Annotated in this window: 19 protein-coding genes; 17 read left to right on the top strand and 2 right to left on the bottom strand. The window is 27.6% G+C overall.

Features of this window, described 5'->3' with window-relative positions:
• Window positions 1-175: 175 nt before the first annotated feature.
• From Bfest607_RS02510 to Bfest607_RS02430, 17 genes are all read left to right on the top strand, one after another.
• A complete protein-coding gene (locus tag Bfest607_RS02510; protein ID WP_500838176.1) occupies window positions 176-1,291 on the top strand; it encodes a 4-phosphoerythronate dehydrogenase in 1,116 nt (371 codons plus the stop codon).
• A gap of 106 nt (window positions 1,292-1,397) precedes the next feature.
• On the top strand, window positions 1,398-2,165 hold the full coding sequence (truA, locus tag Bfest607_RS02505; protein ID WP_500838175.1) for a tRNA pseudouridine(38-40) synthase TruA: 768 nt from the start codon (window positions 1,398-1,400) through the stop codon (window positions 2,163-2,165).
• Window positions 2,166-2,400: 235 nt separating this feature from the next.
• Window positions 2,401-3,261 (top strand): acetyl-CoA carboxylase, carboxyltransferase subunit beta, encoded by an 861-nt coding sequence (gene accD, locus Bfest607_RS02500; RefSeq protein ID WP_500838174.1) that lies wholly within the window; start codon window positions 2,401-2,403, stop codon window positions 3,259-3,261.
• A gap of 118 nt (window positions 3,262-3,379) precedes the next feature.
• Entirely contained in the window at window positions 3,380-4,666 is a 1,287-nt protein-coding gene (gene folC, locus Bfest607_RS02495; RefSeq protein WP_500838173.1) for a bifunctional tetrahydrofolate synthase/dihydrofolate synthase, read from the top strand.
• A gap of 130 nt (window positions 4,667-4,796) precedes the next feature.
• Window positions 4,797-5,237: an NADH-quinone oxidoreductase subunit A gene (ndhC, locus tag Bfest607_RS02490; RefSeq protein WP_500838592.1), complete on the top strand. Its 441-nt coding sequence runs from the start codon at window positions 4,797-4,799 to the stop codon at window positions 5,235-5,237.
• Between the two features lie 2 nt (window positions 5,238-5,239).
• On the top strand, window positions 5,240-5,908 hold the full coding sequence (locus Bfest607_RS02485) for a NuoB/complex I 20 kDa subunit family protein (protein WP_500838172.1): 669 nt from the start codon (window positions 5,240-5,242) through the stop codon (window positions 5,906-5,908).
• Window positions 5,909-6,001: 93 nt separating this feature from the next.
• The gene (gene nuoC, locus Bfest607_RS02480) at window positions 6,002-7,789 is read left to right on the top strand and encodes an NADH-quinone oxidoreductase subunit C/D (protein WP_500838171.1); all 1,788 of its coding nucleotides are present in this window, start codon (window positions 6,002-6,004) and stop codon (window positions 7,787-7,789) included.
• 93 nt (window positions 7,790-7,882) lie between these two features.
• A complete protein-coding gene (gene nuoE / locus Bfest607_RS02475) occupies window positions 7,883-8,350 on the top strand; it encodes an NADH-quinone oxidoreductase subunit NuoE (RefSeq protein WP_500838170.1) in 468 nt (155 codons plus the stop codon).
• Window positions 8,351-8,357: 7 nt separating this feature from the next.
• On the top strand, window positions 8,358-9,698 hold the full coding sequence (gene nuoF, locus Bfest607_RS02470) for an NADH-quinone oxidoreductase subunit NuoF (protein ID WP_500838591.1): 1,341 nt from the start codon (window positions 8,358-8,360) through the stop codon (window positions 9,696-9,698).
• Window positions 9,699-9,780: 82 nt separating this feature from the next.
• Complete coding sequence (nuoG, locus tag Bfest607_RS02465) at window positions 9,781-12,627, top strand: NADH-quinone oxidoreductase subunit NuoG (RefSeq protein WP_500838169.1); 2,847 nt, start codon at window positions 9,781-9,783, stop codon at window positions 12,625-12,627.
• On the top strand, window positions 12,617-13,585 hold the full coding sequence (nuoH, locus tag Bfest607_RS02460; RefSeq protein WP_500838168.1) for an NADH-quinone oxidoreductase subunit NuoH: 969 nt from the start codon (window positions 12,617-12,619) through the stop codon (window positions 13,583-13,585). Before nuoG ends, nuoH begins: the two co-directional genes overlap by 11 nt.
• 27 nt (window positions 13,586-13,612) lie before the next feature.
• Window positions 13,613-14,158 carry an NADH-quinone oxidoreductase subunit NuoI gene (gene nuoI / locus Bfest607_RS02455; protein ID WP_500838167.1) on the top strand — a complete coding sequence of 182 codons (546 nt, stop codon included), beginning with the start codon at window positions 13,613-13,615 and terminating at the stop codon, window positions 14,156-14,158.
• A 30-nt stretch (window positions 14,159-14,188) separates the two neighbouring features.
• Entirely contained in the window at window positions 14,189-14,758 is a 570-nt protein-coding gene (locus Bfest607_RS02450) for an NADH-quinone oxidoreductase subunit J (RefSeq protein WP_500838166.1), read from the top strand.
• Window positions 14,759-15,049 (top strand): NADH-quinone oxidoreductase subunit NuoK, encoded by a 291-nt coding sequence (gene nuoK / locus Bfest607_RS02445; protein WP_500838165.1) that lies wholly within the window; start codon window positions 14,759-14,761, stop codon window positions 15,047-15,049. It abuts the gene before it with no gap.
• 22 nt (window positions 15,050-15,071) lie between these two features.
• Complete coding sequence (nuoL, locus tag Bfest607_RS02440; protein ID WP_500838164.1) at window positions 15,072-16,958, top strand: NADH-quinone oxidoreductase subunit L; 1,887 nt, start codon at window positions 15,072-15,074, stop codon at window positions 16,956-16,958.
• Window positions 16,959-17,021: 63 nt separating this feature from the next.
• A complete protein-coding gene (gene nuoM, locus Bfest607_RS02435; RefSeq protein WP_500838163.1) occupies window positions 17,022-18,554 on the top strand; it encodes an NADH-quinone oxidoreductase subunit M in 1,533 nt (510 codons plus the stop codon).
• A gap of 50 nt (window positions 18,555-18,604) precedes the next feature.
• Window positions 18,605-20,128 (top strand): NADH-quinone oxidoreductase subunit N, encoded by a 1,524-nt coding sequence (locus Bfest607_RS02430; protein ID WP_500838162.1) that lies wholly within the window; start codon window positions 18,605-18,607, stop codon window positions 20,126-20,128.
• 154 nt (window positions 20,129-20,282) lie between these two features.
• Here Bfest607_RS02430 and yfaE read toward each other — a convergent pair whose 3' ends face one another.
• Window positions 20,283-20,570, bottom strand: a complete 288-nt coding sequence (gene yfaE / locus Bfest607_RS02425; RefSeq protein WP_500838161.1) for a class I ribonucleotide reductase maintenance protein YfaE — start codon at window positions 20,568-20,570, stop codon at window positions 20,283-20,285.
• Entirely contained in the window at window positions 20,545-21,678 is a 1,134-nt protein-coding gene (nrdB, locus tag Bfest607_RS02420; RefSeq protein WP_500838160.1) for a class Ia ribonucleoside-diphosphate reductase subunit beta, read from the bottom strand. The genes yfaE and nrdB overlap by 26 nt, the downstream gene beginning before the upstream one ends.
• Window positions 21,679-21,711: the final 33 nt, after the last annotated feature.

Here is a 21,711-nt window from a genome sequence, read left to right as displayed (position 1 = left end):
TTTTAATTAGATCAATTAACTAAAGTTATATAAAGTAATTAAATATAGTTAATAATTTTTAAATTTAATTGTTTAATTGTATTGAATATTTGGTTAATAATATAACATAGTTAATTTTGTATAATACTTAGGATTGTTATTAAACAATGAATTATTGAAATACGGAGTATAATATTTGAAAATTTTAGTAGATAAAGAGATACCTTATGTTAATAAATTATTTAGATTAAATAATCAAATACAAACATATGAAGGACGTTTTATTTCTGCTAAACATGTAAAAAATATAGATATATTAATAATACGGTCAACTACTAAAGTAAATCATTCTTTATTATATGATAGTTCAGTAAAATTTATTGGGACTGTTACCGCTGGAGTAGATCATATTGATCAAGATTATTTAAAGAAGCGTAGAATTAAATGTGTTTTTGCTCCAGGTAGTAATGCTATTGCTGTTGTAGAATATGTTTTTTCAGCATTATTTTGGTTAGCAAAACGCGATCATTTTTTTTTAAGAGATAAGATTATTGGTATAATTGGAGTTGGACATATAGGAAGTTTATTGAATCAAAGATTAAATAGTTTTGGAATACAAACTTTATTATATGATCCTTATTTATCAAAGATAAATATTAATAAATCATGGAAATCTTTAGAAAGATTAGTTGCTGAATCAGATATTTTAACTTTTCATACACCTCTAACTTATACAGGGAAATATCCTACATGGCATATGGTAAATAAAGATGTATTGGAAGCATTACCATCTAATAAAACGTTGATTAATACTTCACGAGGAGAAGTATTTGATAATGATGCTTTATTACAAATTTTACAACGTGGGAAAAAAATAAATATTATTTTAGATGTATGGGAGTGTGAACCAAGATTATTATTTCCACTATTATTATATGTAGACATTGGGACTGCTCATATTGCTGGATACTCTATTGAAAGTAAAATAAGAAGTATTATTATGATATATAATGCTTATTGTGAATATTTTGATATTTCTGATAAAATTAATGTATTGAATTTATTGTCATCTTTTGTTAATTTTTTTTCTGTAAAAAAAGTAGATGAATATGTTATATTTAATTTAATTAAAACCGTATATAATATATATAAAGATCATGTTTTATTGAAAAGTTATGCGTTAAATTTAGGAGGATTTGATATGTTACGTAAATATTATTTTTTTCGTAGAGAGTGGTCTGCTATATTAGTAAATTCTGGAAAAGATTATACGGATGAAATACTAAAAAATTTTGGTTTTAGTATATTTTAAATTTTTTATTGTGAGGATGATTATTTATTTTTTTATATAAAAATGGAAAAGAGATTTATTTTTAGTAATATATCATTATTTGTTATTATTAATATATAAAATATGTATGCCTAAATTAGCTTTAGGAGTCGAATATGATGGATCTAGATATTGTGGTTGGCAAAAGCAAAAGTGTGGGGTTAGTGTACAAGATTGTATAGAAAAGGCTTTAAATACCATTACATCAGAATCGGTGACGGTATTTTGCGCAGGTCGAACAGATTCTGGTGTACATGCTTTAGGTCAAGTTATACATTTTGAAACTGATGTAAAATATCCAAAATCTGCTTGGACTTTGGGAGTAAATAGTTATTTACCCGACAATATTTGTATACGTTGGGCTAGTTTAGTAAAAAAAAATTTCCATGCTAGGTTCAGTGCGATTTCTAGACGTTATTATTATTGTATTTATAATGATGTAATGAGATCTGCTGTTTTTTTTAAAAACACTTGGCATTACTCAAAGTTATTAGATACTTGTAAAATGACTAGGGCAGCTCAATATTTATTAGGGGAGAATGATTTTTCAGCGTTTCGGGCATCAAGATGTCAGTCATGTTCTGCATATCGAAATATATATCATTTGAGAATTGTTCGTGTAGGTCATTATGTAATTATAGATATTAAAGCTAATTCATTTTTATATCGTATGGTTCGTAATATTGTAGGAAGCTTAGTAGAAGTTGGATGTGGAAATCAACCAGAAATGTGGATTTTAGAATTATTAAAAAATTGTAAAAGATCATTAGCAGGAATCACTGCTCCTGCATATGGTTTATATTTAGCTGAAGTAAAGTATCCTAACCATTTTTTTATTACTGATACTGAAAAATAGAAGATTTTTTAAAATTATCAAATAGAATGAATTTTATGAATTTATTACATGTTTTGAGATGTATGTTTATATAGAAATATTTTTATAAAAATAAAAATATAATTATTTGTAAGTTATGATTACTTTAAGTATAAAATGTTTTATAAAATAAAGGTGAATATATTGTGTTATTTAATTATATAATTGGATTTGTATTATTAGTAAAATATAACTTATTTTTAATTAAGAGTAAATAATGAGTTGGATTGAACGGATTATTCATAAAAACAGGATATTGTCTACTCAAAAAATAAATATTCCGGAAGGAATATGGACTAAATGCAGTCATTGTTCTCAATTGTTATATACTAAAGAATTAAAACGTAATTTAGAGGTATGTCCTCGGTGTGATTATCACATGCAAATTTCTGCTAGAACTCGTTTACTTGCATTTTTAGATCAAGGTAGCGCTGTAGAAATAGGAAAGGAGTTTATACCAAAAGATATCTTAAAATTTAAAGATTCGAAAAGGTATAAAGATCGATTAATTTCTGCTCAAAAGATAACTAAGGAAACAGAAGCTTTAATTGTTATGCAAGGAACTTTATATAATATGGTTGTTGTTACGGCTGCTTTTGAGTTTAATTTTATTGGAGGATCAATGTCTTCGGCGGTAGGATCGCGTTTTATTAGTGGAGTGAATCAATCTTTGAGATTTAAGTGTCCGTTTATTTGTTTTTCTGCAAGTGGAGGGGCTCGTATGCAAGAAGCTTTTATATCTTTAATGCAAATGGCTAAAACTACTGCAGCTTTGTCGCTTTTATATGATGAAAATTTACCATATATTTCTGTTTTAACTAATCCAACTATGGGGGGTGTGTCTGCTAGTTTGGGAATGTTAGGGGATCTTAATATTGCTGAGCCAAAAGCGCTTATAGGTTTTGCTGGTCCTAGAGTTATTGAACAAACTGTTCGAGAAAAATTACCAATAGGATTTCAACGTAGTGAATTTTTATTAGAAAAAGGAATGATTGATTTAATTGTACGTAGACCAGATATGCGAATGAAGTTAGCAAATTTATTATCTAAGTTGACTAATCAAGTCATATCATATTAGATATATGATATGAAGTTATATGTTTTTAATTTTATTTAATTTATTAAGATGGTGCGTGAATTAGAGTTGATGAGTTTTGTTAAGAGTATGAAAATAATAGGTATTAAATATTTAATATATGTGTAATTACTTAAAATCAATTAAGAAAAAGTATTCATTAATAGAGTGGTTGGATTATGTGCAAAATTTAAGCCCTGTTTTAGTAAATTTAAATTTGGATAGAATACAAATGGTAGCTATGGAGTTAAAGTTAATACCTTTTAGGTTCTATAGCATACTAGTGGGAGGCACAAATGGTAAAGGAACTACATGTTGTTTATTAGAACAAATATTATTACATAATAATATTAAAGTAGGTTTATATACTTCTCCTCATTTATTGTCTTATAAAGAACGGATTCGTGTATGTGGTAAGCAATTACCTGATGATATACATGTGAAATCAATGTCTGTAGTTGAAAGTGCACGAAATGGAATTGCTTTAACTTATTTTGAATTTATAACATTATCTGCATTATATATATTTAAGCAATTTAAATTAGATTTAGTGATTTTAGAAGTTGGTTTAGGTGGTAGGTTAGATGCGACTAATATTATAAATCCAGATATTTCTGTAATTACGAATGTTGCAATAGATCATAGTGATTTTTTAGGTGGAACTCGACATAAGATTGCTATAGAAAAATCTGGTATTTTTCGTGCAAATAAACCAGCTATAATTGGAGAATTAAATCGTCCATTAATTATAGATAAAATAGCAAAGGATTATTCATCAATTTTATTTGCTCGAGGAAAGGATTGGGATTTTTATTGCTGTAAGAACGGTACTTGGACGTGGATACGATATAATAAATACCGTAGATTTTTAATAAATTTACTTACACCTTTTTTTATTCCTCTGGAAAATTCAGCTGTTGTTTTAAGTATATTGTATTGGTTGCCTTTTAGAGTATCTAAAAAATCGATTAATTATGGATTGCGTAATGCTATTTTATTGGGCAGATTGCAAATAATTAATCATTATCCATTAATGATATTAGATGTAGGACACAATCCTCATGCTGCTTTTTATGTAACTAATAGATTATATCCAATAATTTCAAGAAGAAAAGGGATAGTAAGAGCGGTAATTGGCATGTTAAAAAGTAAAGATATTAGAAATACTGCGTATTATTTAAGTAACTTAATTAATATTTGGTACTGTGCTAATTTAGCTACACCATTTTCTGCAAATATGAAAGATATATTTAATAATTTTGTTGGATTTGATGTTAAATATTTTGAAGATATAACTAGTGCTTGGAATCAAGCTGTTGCTGATTCTAATTTTAATGATTGTATATTAGTATTTGGTTCATTTTATGCGGTTAATCCTGTTATTAAATTAATGTTTAAAATTAATTAATACATCTACATTTATAGATTGGGTGATTGAATTGATGATGTAATAATAGATTTGAGTATATATCACATGTATGTATATGATGTTTTGTTGTTATTTTAGTTTTGTTTTAAAAGGATGGATAAGTCAATATATGCATTATTTAGGAATATTTATATATATAGTAAGCGCAGTTTTTTTATGTATTTTTATGTTATTATGTGGATATTTTTTAGGTGGTAGATCTGATTCTCTATCAAAAAATGTTCCTTTTGAGTCTGGCATTAAATCTACAGGGCAAGTTCGGATAAAATTTTCTATTAAATTTTATTTGATTGGGATGCTTTTTGTGATTTTTGATGCAGAAGGAATATATTTATATGTTTGGTCTATATCTATTCGAGAATCAGGATGGATAGGGTTTACTGAGATAATTATTTTTATTTTTATTTTATTAATAAGTTTAATATATTTAATGCGTATAGGAGCGTTTAATTGGATAAAAAATCCATTAAAAAATAAAAATGATGATAGTATCCACACTTGTTTGAGTTTAGATAATATTTTAAAATTTCTTAAAGAGCGTGATAAATAATTATGAAATATACTTTAACTTTAGCCCGTACAAAGAAAAATGATAATGATGAATATCCACTACAGGATCAAAAGGTAGTGTCTGACCCATTAAAGAAATATGTTCAGAGAAATATCTTTTTTGGTAAATTAGCTGTGTTGTTACATAAAATAGTGAATTGGGGTAGAAGTAATTCTTTATGGCCTTATAATTTTGGGTTGTCTTGTTGTTATGTAGAAATGACTACTGCTTTTACTGCTGTACATGATGTTGCTCGGTTTGGATCAGAAGTATTAAGATCGTCTCCTCGTCAATCAGATTTTATGGTTATTGCTGGAACTCCATTTATTAAAATGGTTCCTATAATTCAACGTTTATATGATCAAATGTTAGAGCCAAAGTGGGTAATTTCTATGGGAGCTTGTGCAAATTCTGGAGGGATGTATGATATTTATTCTGTGGTACAAGGAGTGGATAAATTTCTTCCAGTAGATATTTATATTCCTGGATGTCCTCCAAGACCTGAAGCGTATATTCAAGCTTTATTATTGTTACAAAAATCTATTAATGAAGAGCGTAGACCTCTTTCTTGGGTTGTAAAAGATAAGGGAGTGTATCGAGCGAATATGAAATCTGAAAAAGACCAAAAACATGATATTCGTGTTAAACAAACATATCATACAGAAACTTGATAATGTACATATAACAAATAAATATTATTGTTTTTATTTTATTACTTGTTTATGATTAATATTAATCAATTTATATAATTAGAATATCACATTATGAATAGTAGTAATGAACATCTTGATAAGAGTTCGTTTTTTTGTAAAGAAAATTCTATATTAAATAGCTTGATTATTGAATTTGGGTCATCTAATTTCATAATACAATTTTCTTATACTGATGCTTTGATGGTTTGGATACCCCGTGAAAAAATTATACCTATAATGGTATTTTTGAAAGAAATAGAATCGCATGTTATGTTATATGATTTACATGGTATTGATGAAAGATTACGAATACATCGTTCAAAATTGCCAGAATCTGATTTTACAGTGTTTTATCATATAATGATTATATCAATTAATGCTGATGTAATTTTAAAAGTTCCTTTATTAGAAAAATCTATGCATGTTCCTACAATTACTTCTGTATTTATTAATGCTAATTGGTATGAACGAGAAACCTGGGAAATGTTTGGAATAAAATTTGATAATCATCCAAATTTAACTCGTATTATCATGCCGAAAAATTGGGAAGGTTTTCCGTTGCGTAAGGAATATCCGGCACGAGCTACAGAATTTTGTCCTTCTTTTACTCTTACGAAGCAAAAAGAAGATTTATCTATGGAAGAATTATTGTTTAATCCAGAAGAGTGGGGAATGAAAAGATATAATAATAATGAAGATTTTATGTTTCTTAATCTTGGTCCGAATCATCCATCAGTACATGGGGTATTTCGCATTATTTTACAATTGAATGGGGAAGAAATTATTGATTGTGTTCCAGATATTGGATATCATCACCGAGGTGCAGAAAAAATGGGAGAACGTCAATCATGGCATAGTTTTATACCTTACACTGATCGAGTTGAGTATCTAGGTGGATGTATTAATGAGATGCCTTATGTATTAGCTATTGAGAAGCTTGCTGGGATTGTTGTTCCAGATCGAGCAAAAGTTATTCGTATTATGTTGTCTGAATTGTTTAGAATTAACAGTCATTTACTTTACGTTAGTACTTATTTACAAGATGTAGGGGTTATGACTCCAGTTTTTTTAGCATTTACTGATAGACAAAAGATATATGATGTAATAGAAGCAATAACTGGAGCTAGAATGCATCCAGCCTGGTTTAGGATTGGAGGGGTAGCTTATGATTTACCCGATAATTGGCATGATTTATTGACACAGTGTTTATCCTGGTTACCCAAGAGAATTTTGTTTTATGTTGAAATGGCTTTAAAAAATGGTATTTTTAAAAAACGTACTTGTGGAGTTGGATCGTATGGAGCGAAGGAAGCATTAAATTGGGGGGTAACAGGAGCTGGATTACGTGCGACTGGCATTGAATTTGATGTACGAAAATCACGACCGTATTCTGGTTATGAAAATTTTGATTTTGATGTGCCTATAGGAAATGGTATTAGCGATTGTTATAATAGAATTGTTTTAAAAATAGAAGAAATGTATCAGAGTATACGTATTTTAGATCAGTGCTTAAATAATATGCCTGTAGGTCCTATTAAATCTGACCATCCTTTAACTACTCCTCCTGAAAAAACACATGTATTGCAGCATATTGAAACTTTAATTACTCATTTTCTTCAAGTATCTTGGGGTCCTGTTATTCCTCCTAATGAGTCATTACAAATGATTGAAGCTACTAAGGGTATTAATAGTTACTATTTAATTAGTGATGGCAATACTATGAGTTATAGAACTCGAATTCGTACTCCAAGTTTTCCTCATTTACAACAAATTCCATCAGTTATTAGAGGGAGTTTAATATCTGATCTAATTGCTTATTTAGGAAGTATAGATTTTGTTATGTCAGATGTGGATCGTTGATATAAAAACAATGATATTATAGATAATAAATGCGGAAATTATAGTAAAATATTATCAACAGTATATTAATTGTTATGGAGTGAGTGAAGTATTATGCAGTTAACTAAGGAGGAATTAAATATTATTCAAGCAGAGTGTGATCGTTATGAAAATAATCAGGCAGCTTCTATAGAAGCATTAAAAATAGTTCAAAAGAGTTATGGATGGGTGTCAGATGATGCAATTGTATTGATAGCTCAAATATTACACATCTCTGTATCTGAAGTAGAGGGAGTAGCTACATTTTATAATCAAATTTTCAGACAACCAGTAGGTAAAAATATTATACGATATTGTGATAGTATAGTATGTTATCTTAATGGATGTGATAAAATTAAGGAGAAATTAGAAGATATTTTCAGTATAAAAATTGGAAACACTACTAAAGATAATAAGTTTACTTTATTACCTACTTGTTGTTTAGGAATGTGCGATAAGTCTCCTGTTATTATGATTAATGAAGATTTATATTCATGTGTTGTTTTGTCGAAAATAAATAAAATTTTAGAATTGTATCAGTAAATATTTCATAATGAAAAAAAAATATCAAAGTCCAGAGAGGTATCCTTTAACTTGGAGGATGAATTTAGAAACTGATGAACCGGTGTGGTTAAACGAATATCAATCTAAACATGGATATGTTGCTTTGCGTAAAGCAATTACGTGTTTGTCTAAGTCTGATATTATTGAATTGATTAAAAAGTCAGGACTAAGAGGACGTGGTGGTGGAGGTTTTTTTACTGGATTAAAATGGGCTATGATGTCAAATAGTCAATCTTCTGATCAAAAAGTTCGTTATTTAATATGTAATGCAGATGAAATGGAGCCAGGGACCTATAAGGATCGTTTTTTAATGGAAAGATTGCCGCATTTGTTATTAGAAGGAATATTAATTGCTGGATATGCTTTAGATGTTTCTGTGGCTTATATTTTTTTGCGTTATGAATATATTCTGATTGCTAAGTATTTAAATTTTGCTATTTCTGAATTGCGATTATCAGGATTATTAGGTAAAAATATTTTAAATACTGAGTTTAGTTTAAATATATTTTTACATAAGGGAGCTGGTAGGTATATTTGTGGAGAAGAAACTGCTTTGATTAGTGCTTTAGAGGGAAAACGAGCTGTTCCTAGACCTAAACCTCCTTTTCCCGCTCAGTCGGGGTTGTGGGGTAAACCTACTTGTATTAATAATGTTGAAACATTGTGTAATATTCCTGGAATCATAGAATATGGAGAAAGTTGGTATAAAACCCTTTCTAGTAAGAATAGTAAAGATACTGGAACTAAGTTAATGGGTTTTTCTGGTAAGGTGAAAAATCCTGGAGTTTGGGAGGTTCCATTTGGTATTACAGCTCGGGAGTTGTTAGAAAATTATGCTCAAGGTATGAGTGATGGTTTGTTTTTAAAAGCATGGCAACCAGGAGGTGCAAGTACAGATTTTTTAACTCAAGATCATTTAGATACTCCTATGGATTTTGATAGCATTAGTGCTGTAGGTAGCAGATTTGGAACTGGAATGGTAGTAGCTATAGATAGTACTGTTAATATGGTTAGTTTAGTGCGCAATTTAGAAGAATTTTTTGCTAGAGAATCGTGTGGATGGTGTACTCCATGTAGAGAAGGATTACCTTGGATAGTAAAGTTACTTTTGTCATTAGAAAAAAATAATGGTGTTTCTGGAGATATCGAGATTTTAGATCATTTATGTGATTTATTAGGTCCTGGAAAAACTTTTTGTGCGCACGCTCCTGGAGCAATAGAGCCTTTGAAAAGTGCTTTAAAGTATTTTCGTAATGAGTTTGAATGTGGTATTAATTTAAATAATTTAAATATTGATAATAATATAAGCAGTATTCAGATTATTTAAATTAATATTTAAATAATTAATTAATTTTAATATTTTATATATATATGTATGTGTTTTTGAATAAGAATGGATGTTAATAAATATGACAGTTCCTATTTATATAGAAGGTAAGCGATATTTTGTAAAAAAATCAAAAAATATTTTAGACGCATGTTTATCTTTGGGGTTTGATATTCCTTATTTTTGTTGGCATCCTGCATTAGGAAGTGTTGGAGCCTGTAGACAATGCGCTGTGAAATTGTATGATAGTGATAAGGATGCTACTGTTGTAAGTTCTGGGAGGTTAGTTATGTCTTGTATGACCCCGATAAAAAAGAACATACATATTTCTATTTTTGAGAAAGAACTAAAGGAGTTTAGAAAAAGTATATTAGAATTATTAATGATTAATCATCCTCATGATTGTCCGGTATGTGAAGAAGGAGGTAATTGTCATCTTCAAGATATGACTGTAATGACTGGTCATACTTATAGACGTTATAAATTTACTAAACGTACTCATTATAATCAGTATTTAGGTCCATTTATTAATCATGAGATGAATCGTTGTATTACTTGTTACAGATGTGTTCGTTATTATAACGATTATGCAGGTGGTGATGATTTAGGTGTATTTGGTATTCATGATAATATTTATTTTGGACGAGTTCAAGATGGTATGCTTCAAAATGAATTTTCTGGAAATTTGATAGAAATATGTCCTACTGGGGTATTTACTGATAAAACACAATCAAAAAATTACGCTAGAAAATGGGATGTAACTTTTGCTCCTAGTATATGTCAACAATGTAGTGTGGGATGTAACATTATCGTAGGTGAGCGTTATGGTAAATTATGTCGAGTGGAAAATCGTTATAATAGTAAAGTAAATAGTTATTTTTTATGTGACCGAGGAAGATTTGGATGTGGTTATGTTAATATTAGTGATCGACTTAAAAATCCGTTAAAAAAAAACAATAATAATCTTTATACTGAAATTAATTTAGTTAGCGCTATAGAAAATTCTGTAAAATTTTTTAAAGATAGTGATAAAATAATTGGGATAGGCTCATCTAGAGCAAGCATTGAAAGTAATTTTGCTTTAAGAAATTTAGTTGGTGAAGATAATTTTTATTCTGGAGTTAATTCTTCTGAACAAGAAAGATTATCATTAATATTAGAGATATTATGTAATAGTGGTATTTATGTTCCATCTGCATGCGAAGTGGAAGATTATGATGTAATATTAATTTTAGGGGAAGATATTACTCAAACTGGAGCACGTATTGCGTTATCAGTACGTCAAGCAATGAAAGGTCATTCATATCAGATGGCAGAATCTGAAGGAATTTTAAATTGGCAATCTATATCTGTTATTAATTTTTCTCAAAATATTAAATGTCCATTACTGATTATCGGTTTTGATAAAACAAAATTAGATGATTTAGCTATGGTAACATATTATGATTCTGCGTTAAATCAAGCTCGATTTGGTTGTGCTATAGCTCATGCTTTGGATAATTCATTTCCTAGAGTTAAGGATTTTAATCCTGTATTAAATGATAAATTAAATATAGTAGTACAACAGTTAAAAAGATCCCGTAAGCCATTGATTATTTCAGGAAGTAATGCAGGAAGTAAAGAGTTAATTGTTGCTGCTTCTAATATTGCTTGTGCTTTAAAAAAAATAAAAAATGATGTGGGAATTCTTTTTGTTACTCAAGATGTTAATAGTATTGGATTATCTATGATGACTACTAAAAGTTTAGATGATGCTATTGATTCGTTATGTGCTACTAGTAGTAGTAGTACTGTAACAAAAAAATCGGCAATGCGTACTAGTATTGTGGTATTAGAAAATGATTTGTATCGTTATGCTAATACGGAAAGAATTAACAATATGTTAAATAATATTAATTATCTGATTGTTCTTGATCATCAATATAATTTAATTCAAGAAAAAGCAAATTTAGTTTTGCCAGCTGCTAGTTTTGTTGAAAGCGATGGCACTGTAGTTAATTATGAAGGAAGGGCACAGAGATTCTTTAGGTTATATGATCCTAATTTTTATAATAATAACGTTAATATTTTGGAAAGTTGGAGATGGTTGTATTTAATACGTGATTCATATACTAATTATATTAGAACAAAAGAGTTACATATTGATCATGTAATAGAGTCTGTCGTACGCTGTTTTCCAAAATTAATTGGAATTAAATATGCTGCTCCAGCTGCTAGTTTTAGAGTACATGGACAAAAAATAGCTCAATCTACGCATCGTTATAGTGGACGTACTTCTATGCATTCAAATGTAAATGTACATGAACCCTGTACCTTAAAAAATGATGAAACAATGTTTACTTTTTCTATGGAGGGTAATCATCGTCACCAAAGATCATCATATAATCAAGTAGCATTTGCTTGGTCTCCTGGTTGGAATTCTCCTCAATCATGGAATAAATTACAAAATCAAGTAGGAGAAGAACTATATCCGGAAGATCCTGGGATTCGATTATTTGATTCAATATCTGATAAGGGCTATATTAATTATAGTAATAAAAAAATAAATTGGATTAAATTAATTTCTTCTAAATATTGTTGCTCAGTTAATAGTAGTAGTAATAATAATTTAAGTAGATGGTTAATAGCTCCTTGTTGGCATTTATTTGGGAGTGAATATATGTCGCAACGCACAAAATGTATTCAGGATTGTATGCCTTCTTTATATGCAAAGATTAGTGTATTAGATGCTACTCAATTAAATTTGAAAGAAGGTATGTTGATTAGATTTGTATGTTTTGGGCATAGTTTATGTTTACCAGTAAAAATAAGCACTAATTTACCTATAAAACATATTGGGTTACCAATAGGTTTTCCTGGAGTTCCTATGTTTTTTTTGGGAATGTATGCAGAAAATGTAGAGGGAGTTTTAGATCGTCATGATGGTTAATGTTTCAGAATCATTAAAATTTTTTGATATTTTTATTCGTTCGATATTTGTTTTATTTATTATAGTTGTATGTGGAGCATACATGAGTTTTATTGAACGTCGATTATTAGCTCTGTTTCAAAATAGATATGGTCCAAATAGAGTAGGTTGGAAGGGATCTTTACAATTATTAGCAGATTTAATTAAAATTATATTTAAGGAAGACTGGGTACCTGTTTTTTCTGATCGATATATATTCGTGTTAGCACCAATGATTGCGTTTATTATATCTTTAATGATTATGCCTATTATTCCATTGTTTCCTAATGTAGTTATATTTGATTGTAATATTGGAATATTGTTTTTTCTTATGATGTCAGGATTATCGATATATTCAGTATTACTTGCAGGCTGGTCAAGTAATAATAAGTATGCTTTAATTGGTTCTGTAAGAGCTATTGCACAAACATTAAGTTATGAGGTGTTTTTAGGGTTATCTTTAATGGGAGTAGTTGCTCAATCTGGATCGTTTAATTTGTCAGATATAATAAAAGATCAAGAAAATGTATGGAATATATTTCCTCAGTTTTTAGGATTTATTATTTTTTTTATATCAAGTTTAGCTTTATGTCATAGACATCCTTTTGATCAGCCAGAATCAGAACAAGAATTAATTGCAGGGTATCATATTGAATATTCTGGCATAAAATTTAGTTTATTTTTTATTTCTGAATATATTAATATTATATCAATGTCAGCATTTATGGTAGTGTTATTTTTTGGGGGTTGGTCAGGTCCTTATCTTTCTCCAATAGTATGGTTTATTAGTAAAACAAGTGTTATTATATTATTATTTATATTAATTCGCGCTTCTTTGCCAAGGCCTCGTTATGATCATGTTATGTTGATTGGTTGGAAGTGGTTATTACCTATGGCGTTATTAAATCTGTTAGTTACTGCGTTTTTTATTTTAATATAATCAATTTCATGTTGGTGAAATATATTTATGATAAAGCTGAAACAATTTTTTATAAATGTTTTTTCTATAATACGTAGTATATGGATGGTTGGAAAACAAGCTTTTAATAAACGAGAGACGCATTTATATCCTGATGTTTCTTGTAAATTATCTCCTAGATATCGTGGACGTATTGTTTTAACTAGAGATCAATTTGGTAATGAACGTTGTGTAGCTTGTAATTTGTGTGCAGTATCTTGCCCAGTGGGTTGTATTTCTTTGAAAAAATCGGAAACTGTTGATGGTCGATGGTATCCAGAATTTTTTAGAATTAATTTTTCTAGATGTATTTTTTGTGGTATGTGTGAAGAAGCTTGTCCAACTGCAGCTATTCAGTTAATTTCAGATTTTGAAATGAGTGATTTTAAAAGAGATAATTTAGTATATGAAAAATCTGATTTATTAATAGAAGGACCAGGAAAAGAATTAGAGTATGATTTTTATCAGGTTTCTGGAGTCACACACGCTAATAAAGGTAAGGGTGAATCGAAGAATGAAGAAAAACCTATTAATGTTAAGACTATATTACCTTAATTAATATTATAATAAGGAGAATGATGTAGTATGGTAGTTTTATTTTATATTTCCGGATTCATGGCAGTGTTGGCAACTATTTGTGTTGTATTAAATAATAATACTGTGCATTCATTATTATATTTGGTATCTTCATTATTTTTTGTATCATGTAATTTTTTTGCTTTAAAAGCATCTTTTGCTGGGTCTATAGAAATTATTATTTATGCTGGTGCAATTATGGTGCTTTTTTTATTTGTAATGATGATGTTTAATATGAGTAATGAAGCTTCTTATTGTTCTAAGAACAGAAGTTGTGTATTTTTTTTAGAAAAATTTAGTTTAGGTGTTTTATTTATTATGGGTAGTTTATTATTCATTTTGTTTTATTCTGTTTTTAGAATAGAAGATCAATTTATTGATATAATAAAAACAACAATACCTATTAATTTGATTGGTGCTACTTTGTTTGGAGGAGAAGGAGAGTATCTACTGATTGTAGAAATAGCGTCATTGTTATTATTAAGTGCATTAATTTCTGTATTACATATAGCTCAAGAAAGTCAATCTATTTGTGATAATATTGTTTTCATAAATAATAATGATAAGAAAAATAAATAAATGATTCCTTTATCGCATGGTTTAATTTTATCTATTATTTTATTTATATTAGGATTAATAGGAATAACGATTAAGAAGAATTTTTTTTTAATGTTATTAGGGTTAGAAATTATTATTAATTCTTCAGCGTTAGCGTTTGTAGTAGTAGGTGCGTATTTGGGCCAGGAATATGGACAAATTATATATATGTTAGTTATCACTGTAGCTGCTTCTGAATCAGCAGTTTCATTGGCGTTATTGTTACATTTGTATCGGTGTTATGGAACTTTAAATACTGATGATGTAACGTAAAATTGAGATATTTAAGAAAGATATGAATGTGTTTATTTTAACTATGTTATTTCCATTGTTAAGTTTTATTGCATTAATAATATTTCAAGAGAATCACGGAAAGAATATTACAGCAATAATAGGAAGTAGTGGTATTGGAATATCAGCGTGTATTACTGCTTTTTTAATATTAAATTTTCATTATTGTTTGTATGATAAAGCTGATTTTATAATTATTCAGGAGTTATGGTCATGGTTAAAAGTAGATACCATGCATATTGGAATAAAATTTAAATTAGATCGATTGTCTTTGTTGATGTTGTCAATAATTACTGGGATTGGTTTTATAATTTGTATATATTCTATTTGGTATATGCGTGAATCTGAAGGGTATGCTCGTTTCTTTATTTATATTAATTTATTTATGTTTAATATGATTCTTTTAATTTTGTCAGATAATTTATTATGTGTATATTTTGGTTGGGAAGGAGTAAGTTTATGTAGTTATTTATTAATTGGTTTCTATTACTACAATAGTAACAATGGCTTTCAAGCTTTGAAAGCATTTATTGTTACTCGATTTGGAGATATATGTTTAATGTGTGGTTTATTTATGGTTTATGATCAATATCATACATTGAGTTTACATGAATTACTACAGTTATCTCCACAATATTTATCAACTACTGCTTTATCTAGTTGTATTGCTGTTGTTTTTCTAATAGGAGCTATAACTAAATCAGCTCAATTTCCTTTGCATACGTGGTTAGTTAGTGCTATGGTTGGCCCAACTCCGGTATCTGCTTTAATTCATTCAGCTACTATGGTGACCGCTGGAGTATATTTAATTTATCGTTTAAATAATTTTTTTTTAATTAATTCCTGTATTTTATATATAGTAGGTGTTGTAGGAGCTATTACTTTAGTGACAGCTAGTTGTTCTGCGCTGTTTCAAAATAACATTAAAAAAATTCTAGCATATTCTACTATTAGCCAAATTGGATATATGTTTTTAGCTTTAGGAGAAAAAAATTGGTATGGAGCGATATATCATTTAACAACACATGCTTTTTTTAAAGCTTTGTTATTTTTATCAGCGGGTTCTTTAATACGTTCATGTCAGGGTGAGCAAAACATTCTAAAGATGGGTGGATTATTTAAATCAACACCTTTTCTTTATATTTGTTTTTTAGTAGGTGGAGCGTCATTGTCTGGATTACCTATAATTACTTCTGGTTTTTATTCTAAAAAATTAATTTTATTAAGTATATTTAATAATCATAATTATCTTTTTTTAATTTTAGGATTAATAGGGGTGTTTTTAACTCCTATTTATATTTTTCGTATGATTTTTATAATTTTTCATGGACATCAATCAATTAAACCGAAAATTAGTTTTGAAATTAATCAATATTTTCCTTTAATTATTCTTTTATTTTTATCTACTGCCGCTGGGATAAAAATACCATTATTTTTAATAAATGATTTTTATAGTAGTTATTTTTATGAATTTGATTATAGACAAATATATTTTATTATAACTTCTGAAATTTTAGTATTGTTAGGAATATGGATAGCATATGTATTTTGGTTCAAAAATACTATATTTACAATACAAGATAAAGCTTTTAAAGAACAATTGTCATCGGAGTTTATAACACGATATTTAATTTTATTATGTCATTATGGATGGGGACTAGATTGGTTATATAAGACTATATTTGTGAAACCGTATTTTTATATAATAAATAAGTTATTTTATTACAATGATTTTATTGGATCTGGGATTAATGTGTGTATATCTATTTTTAATTGGTTAGGTCAATGTTTTTTGTGCACTGAACATAAAAAAATAAATTGGAATATATTGTTAATAAATATTGGTGCAATTATTGCTCTGCTTATGATTTTAATGAATTCAAATATATAAAGATATTGAAAGAAAAGATATAAATTATAAAGTTGTATTGTTTTTGGAGACGAAGAAAATATAATGTTATTATTAATTTTAGTATTAATTCCTTTTATTTTTGGTTTATTGTCTTGGCAATCAGAGCGAATTAGTGTATTTAATCCTCGATGGATTGCTTTATTGGGAGTAAGTATTGAATTGTTTATAAGCGTAATATTATGGTTGTCTAGCCTGGGGTGTTTTAAATCAATCTTAAATGAATTTTTAAAAATTAATCAATCTACTTCTTTATGGCAGTTAGAATATGTATGTTCTTGGATTCCAAGATTTGGAATTAATTTTCATTTAGCGTTAGATGGTTTATCATTATTAATGTTAGTGTTATCTGGAATTTTAGGAGTTTTATCAATATTAAGTTCTTGGGATAATATAAGTAAATATCAGGGTTTATTTTATTTAAATTTGTTGTGGGTTTTAGGTAGTGGAATAGGAGTTATTTTATCAGTAGATATGTTTTTATTCTTTTTTTTCTGGGAAATTATATTAATTCCAATGTATTTTTTAATATCTATGTGGGGTTATGTAGAATGTAATAATAAAAAATTACGAGTTATTTCTGCCACTAAATTTGTTATTTATACTCAACTTAGCGGGTTGAGTATGTTAGTGTCTATTATAATTATTGTTTATTTTAATTATAAAATTAATGGAATTTGGTCATTTGATTATGATTGTTTATCAAAAGTTACATTACCAAAAAATGTAGAATATTTATTAATGTTAGGTTTTTTTTTATCTTTTGCAATAAAAATGCCAATTGTTCCTTTTCATTCTTGGTTGATAGAAATTCATAGTTCTTCTCCTATGATGGGATCAGTAGATTTAGTAGGTATTTTATTAAAAACTGCAATTTATGGATTTTTTAGATTTGTTCTTCCATTTTGTCCTTGTGCTGTACGAGATTTTTCTTTAATTGCAATGTTTTTAGGATTATTAAATATTTTTTATGGGTCTTGGATGGCTTGTGCTCAAGTTGATATAAAAAAAATGATTGCATATGCAAATATATCTCATATGGGATTTATATTAATTGCAATTTATAGTAATAATCAATTGTCTTATCAAGGAGCTGTTCTACAAATGATTTCATGTAGTTTATCTGCAGCTGGAATGTTTATTTTATGTGGACAGTTACATAAAAGATTAAGCACTCGTAATATCACTGAGATGGGTGGTTTATGGAATAATATAAATTTTATTCCTGCTTTTTCTCTGTGTTTTGTGGCAGCAATGTTAGGTATTCCTGGAACTGGAAATTTTATAGGAGAAGCAGTAATTTTATTTGGAATTTTTCAAGTAGCGCCATTTGTTGCAATAATAGCTGCTATGGGTGGAATATTATTTGCATCTATTTATTCTTTAGTTTTGATGCAAAAAGTGTATTATGGTTCTTCAAAAAAAGTATACGGTCTATTAACAGATATAAAATTTCATGAAAAATTTATTAGTATAATATTACTTTTATGTATTTTTATAATTGGGTTATTTCCTCAGTTTATTTTGGATACATCATATAAAACTACTAAATATATATATGAGATTACAAGGATGTAATTATTTATAATAATTATTGTTGTAACTTTATAAAGGATAGCTATTTTTTTATGATAAAAATTTGGAGCGATATAATTGTTTTATTACCTATATTAATTATAGGTATAACAGTTATTATTATTATGTTATCCATAGCATGGAATAGAGGGAATTTAAAACATGCTATATTTACAGCAATTGGATTAATTGTATCTATGATGTTTGCTTTTAAAATAATGTCATGGATTGATACTAAAGAAAAATTAAATATTTTTCAGTTAATACATGTTGATAGTTTTTCTGTATTGCATATATCGCTTGTGATATTAGCAAGTCTAGCTAGTGTTATATCAGGATATTCATGGTTGTTATCGTATCCAAGTCCCCGTAAAGATGAGTTTTATTTACTATTGTTACTTTCTACTATGGGTGGAGTGTTATTAACGATTACAAATCATTTAATAATATTATTTTTAGGAATAGAATTACTTTCTATTCCCATGTTTGGTTTAATTAGTTATGCTGTTTTTCAGAAGAAATCTGTAGAATCAGGTATTAAATATATTATATTATCTGGGGTATCGTCATCTTTTTTACTTTTTGGAATAGCTTTTATATATTGTGGATCGGGTTGTTTATCTTTTGTTGAAATTAAAAAATTATTATTAACTTATTGTAGCGGTTCTGAAATAATTATTTATCAATTATCACCGATACTGTTGGTCATTATAGGATTAATAATGATTATGATTGGAATTGGTTTTAAATTATCTTTTGTTCCGTTTCATGTGTGGATTCCTGATGTATATCAGGGAGCACCTACTGCAATATCTATGTATTTATCTACTGGTAGTAAAATTGCTGTAATCTCTGCGTTAATGCGATTTTTATTAATATTTCCAGATCAATATAATGAGATGCTTTATGTTTTTTTATCAGGTTCAGCATGTTTATCTATGTTATTTGGAAGTATGATGGCTATTTATCAAAATAGTATTAAACGTATTTTAGCTTATTCTTCGATAACTAATTCAGGGTATTTATTAGTAGCATTGATTGCATTATACGTAAATAGCGCAATGACTCAAGAATCTATCAATTTGTATCTTATAAGTTATTTAGTTTCTAATATAGGGGTTTTTGGAATAATCAATATTATATCAAATTCTTGCATAGAAAAAGAGAAAAAAAATATAGATTTAGTTTGTTCATATAGTGGTTTATTCTGGAATTCACCTATGTTATCAATAATATTTGCAATAACGATTTTGTCATTAGCAGGGATACCTTTAACGTTTGGTTTTATTGGTAAATTTTATTTATTATTATTAAGTATAAGTAGTAAATTATGGATAATAACTATTTTTATAATTTCTAGTAGTATTATTAGTACATTTTATTATTTAAAAATTTTAACTAATTTATTTTGTTATAATTCTATATATAATAGTAATAATGTTTGTATTGATTTTAATCACCTTTCTAATTGGATGTATAAAATGGAAGGATTGATGATAATAATTATGGTGATCACTATATTGTGTAGCGGTTTATATCCACAGTTTGTAATTCATTTAATTCAATTAATGATGTAAAAAGTTGCATGTATAAAATATATCAATGTATACAAAAATATTTTTGTTAATAAATAATATATTTATATTTGTACTATTTCTGTTATTATAGTAAATTTATCAGTATTATTTGGTATGAATAAGTAATGTCAAAGTGACTGTAATACAGAAGATATCATATTTTTAATATGATATCTTCTGTTGGGAAACAAGAGCAAATAAAAATTTCTTCAGAAAAAAGACAAGATGCTAGAGGTTTATTATAGTATTTTATTTTTCCTTTTACTAAAGTGACTCGACAACTTCCACAATAGCCTGATTTACATTGATAATTTACCGATATATTATGATATTTTAATATTTCTAATAAAGATCGAAATACTGAATTGTGATAAATAAATTGTATATCACGAGATGTATTATTATCTATAATAATTTTACAATTGAAAGTTATTAAATTCATCATCATCAATACTAGTATTTATTTGACCTACTAAATAAGAACTGGATTCTACTTCTTGAGGTGCAACTTGAACATTATCTGAAGATAACCATGAGTTAATCCAAGGTATTACATTTGATTTAGTATTATTAAAAGGTGTTTTTAGTCCAATTGCTTGCATACGTATATTTGTAATATACTCTATATATTGACATAATATTTCTTTATTTAATCCAATCATAGATCCATCTTTAAATAAATATTGAGCCCACATTTTTTCTTGTTCTGCAGCCATTAAAAATAAATTATGACTTTCTGTTTGATACATATGACTAATATCAGCCATTTCAGGGTCATCTGATCCAGTGCGCATAAGATTTAGTATATGTTGGGTTGCACTTAAATGTAAAGATTCATCTCGGGCAATAAAACGTATAATTTTAGCATTACCTTCCATTAGTTTTCGTTCAGCAAATGCAAATGAACAAGCAAAACTAACGTAAAATCTGATTGCTTCTAATACATTAATACTTATTAAACATAAATATAATTTTTTTTTAAGTTCATGTAAGTTTACAGTAACGGTATTTTTGTTTATTTTATGTATTCCAGGTCCTAAAATATGATAATAACTAGTCAATTTAATTAAATCGTCATAATATATTGAGATATCTTTTGCTCGTTGTAAAATTTCTTTATTAGTTACAATATCATCAAATACTAATGATGGATGAGTTACAATATTTCTAATAATATGAGTATAGGATCGAGAGTGAATAGTCTCGAAAAACGACCAAGTTTCTACCCAGGTTTCTAATTCTGGAATAGAAATTAAAGGTAATAAAGCAATATTTGGGCTTCTTCCTTGTATAGAATCGAGTAATGTTTGATATTTTAAATTACTAATGAAAATATGTTTTTCATGATCAGGAAGAGATTGGTAATCTATTCGATCTTTAGAAATATCTATTTCCTCTGGTCTCCAAAAAAAAGATAATTGTTTTTCAATTAATTTTTCAAAAATAACATGTTTTTGTTGATCAAATCGAGCAATATTTACTGGTTGACCTAAAAACATTGGTTCTAAAAGTTGATTATTTTTTTTTCTAGAAAAAGTTGTGTATATCATATTTATCCTTTTATTTCTTAAAATGACGGCAAG

Source organism: Candidatus Blochmannia festinatus (nom. nud.), from assembly GCF_059936355.1.
The sequence above is the reverse complement of the archived record's forward strand: the minus strand, read 5'-3'. Positions and strand labels throughout refer to the sequence as shown.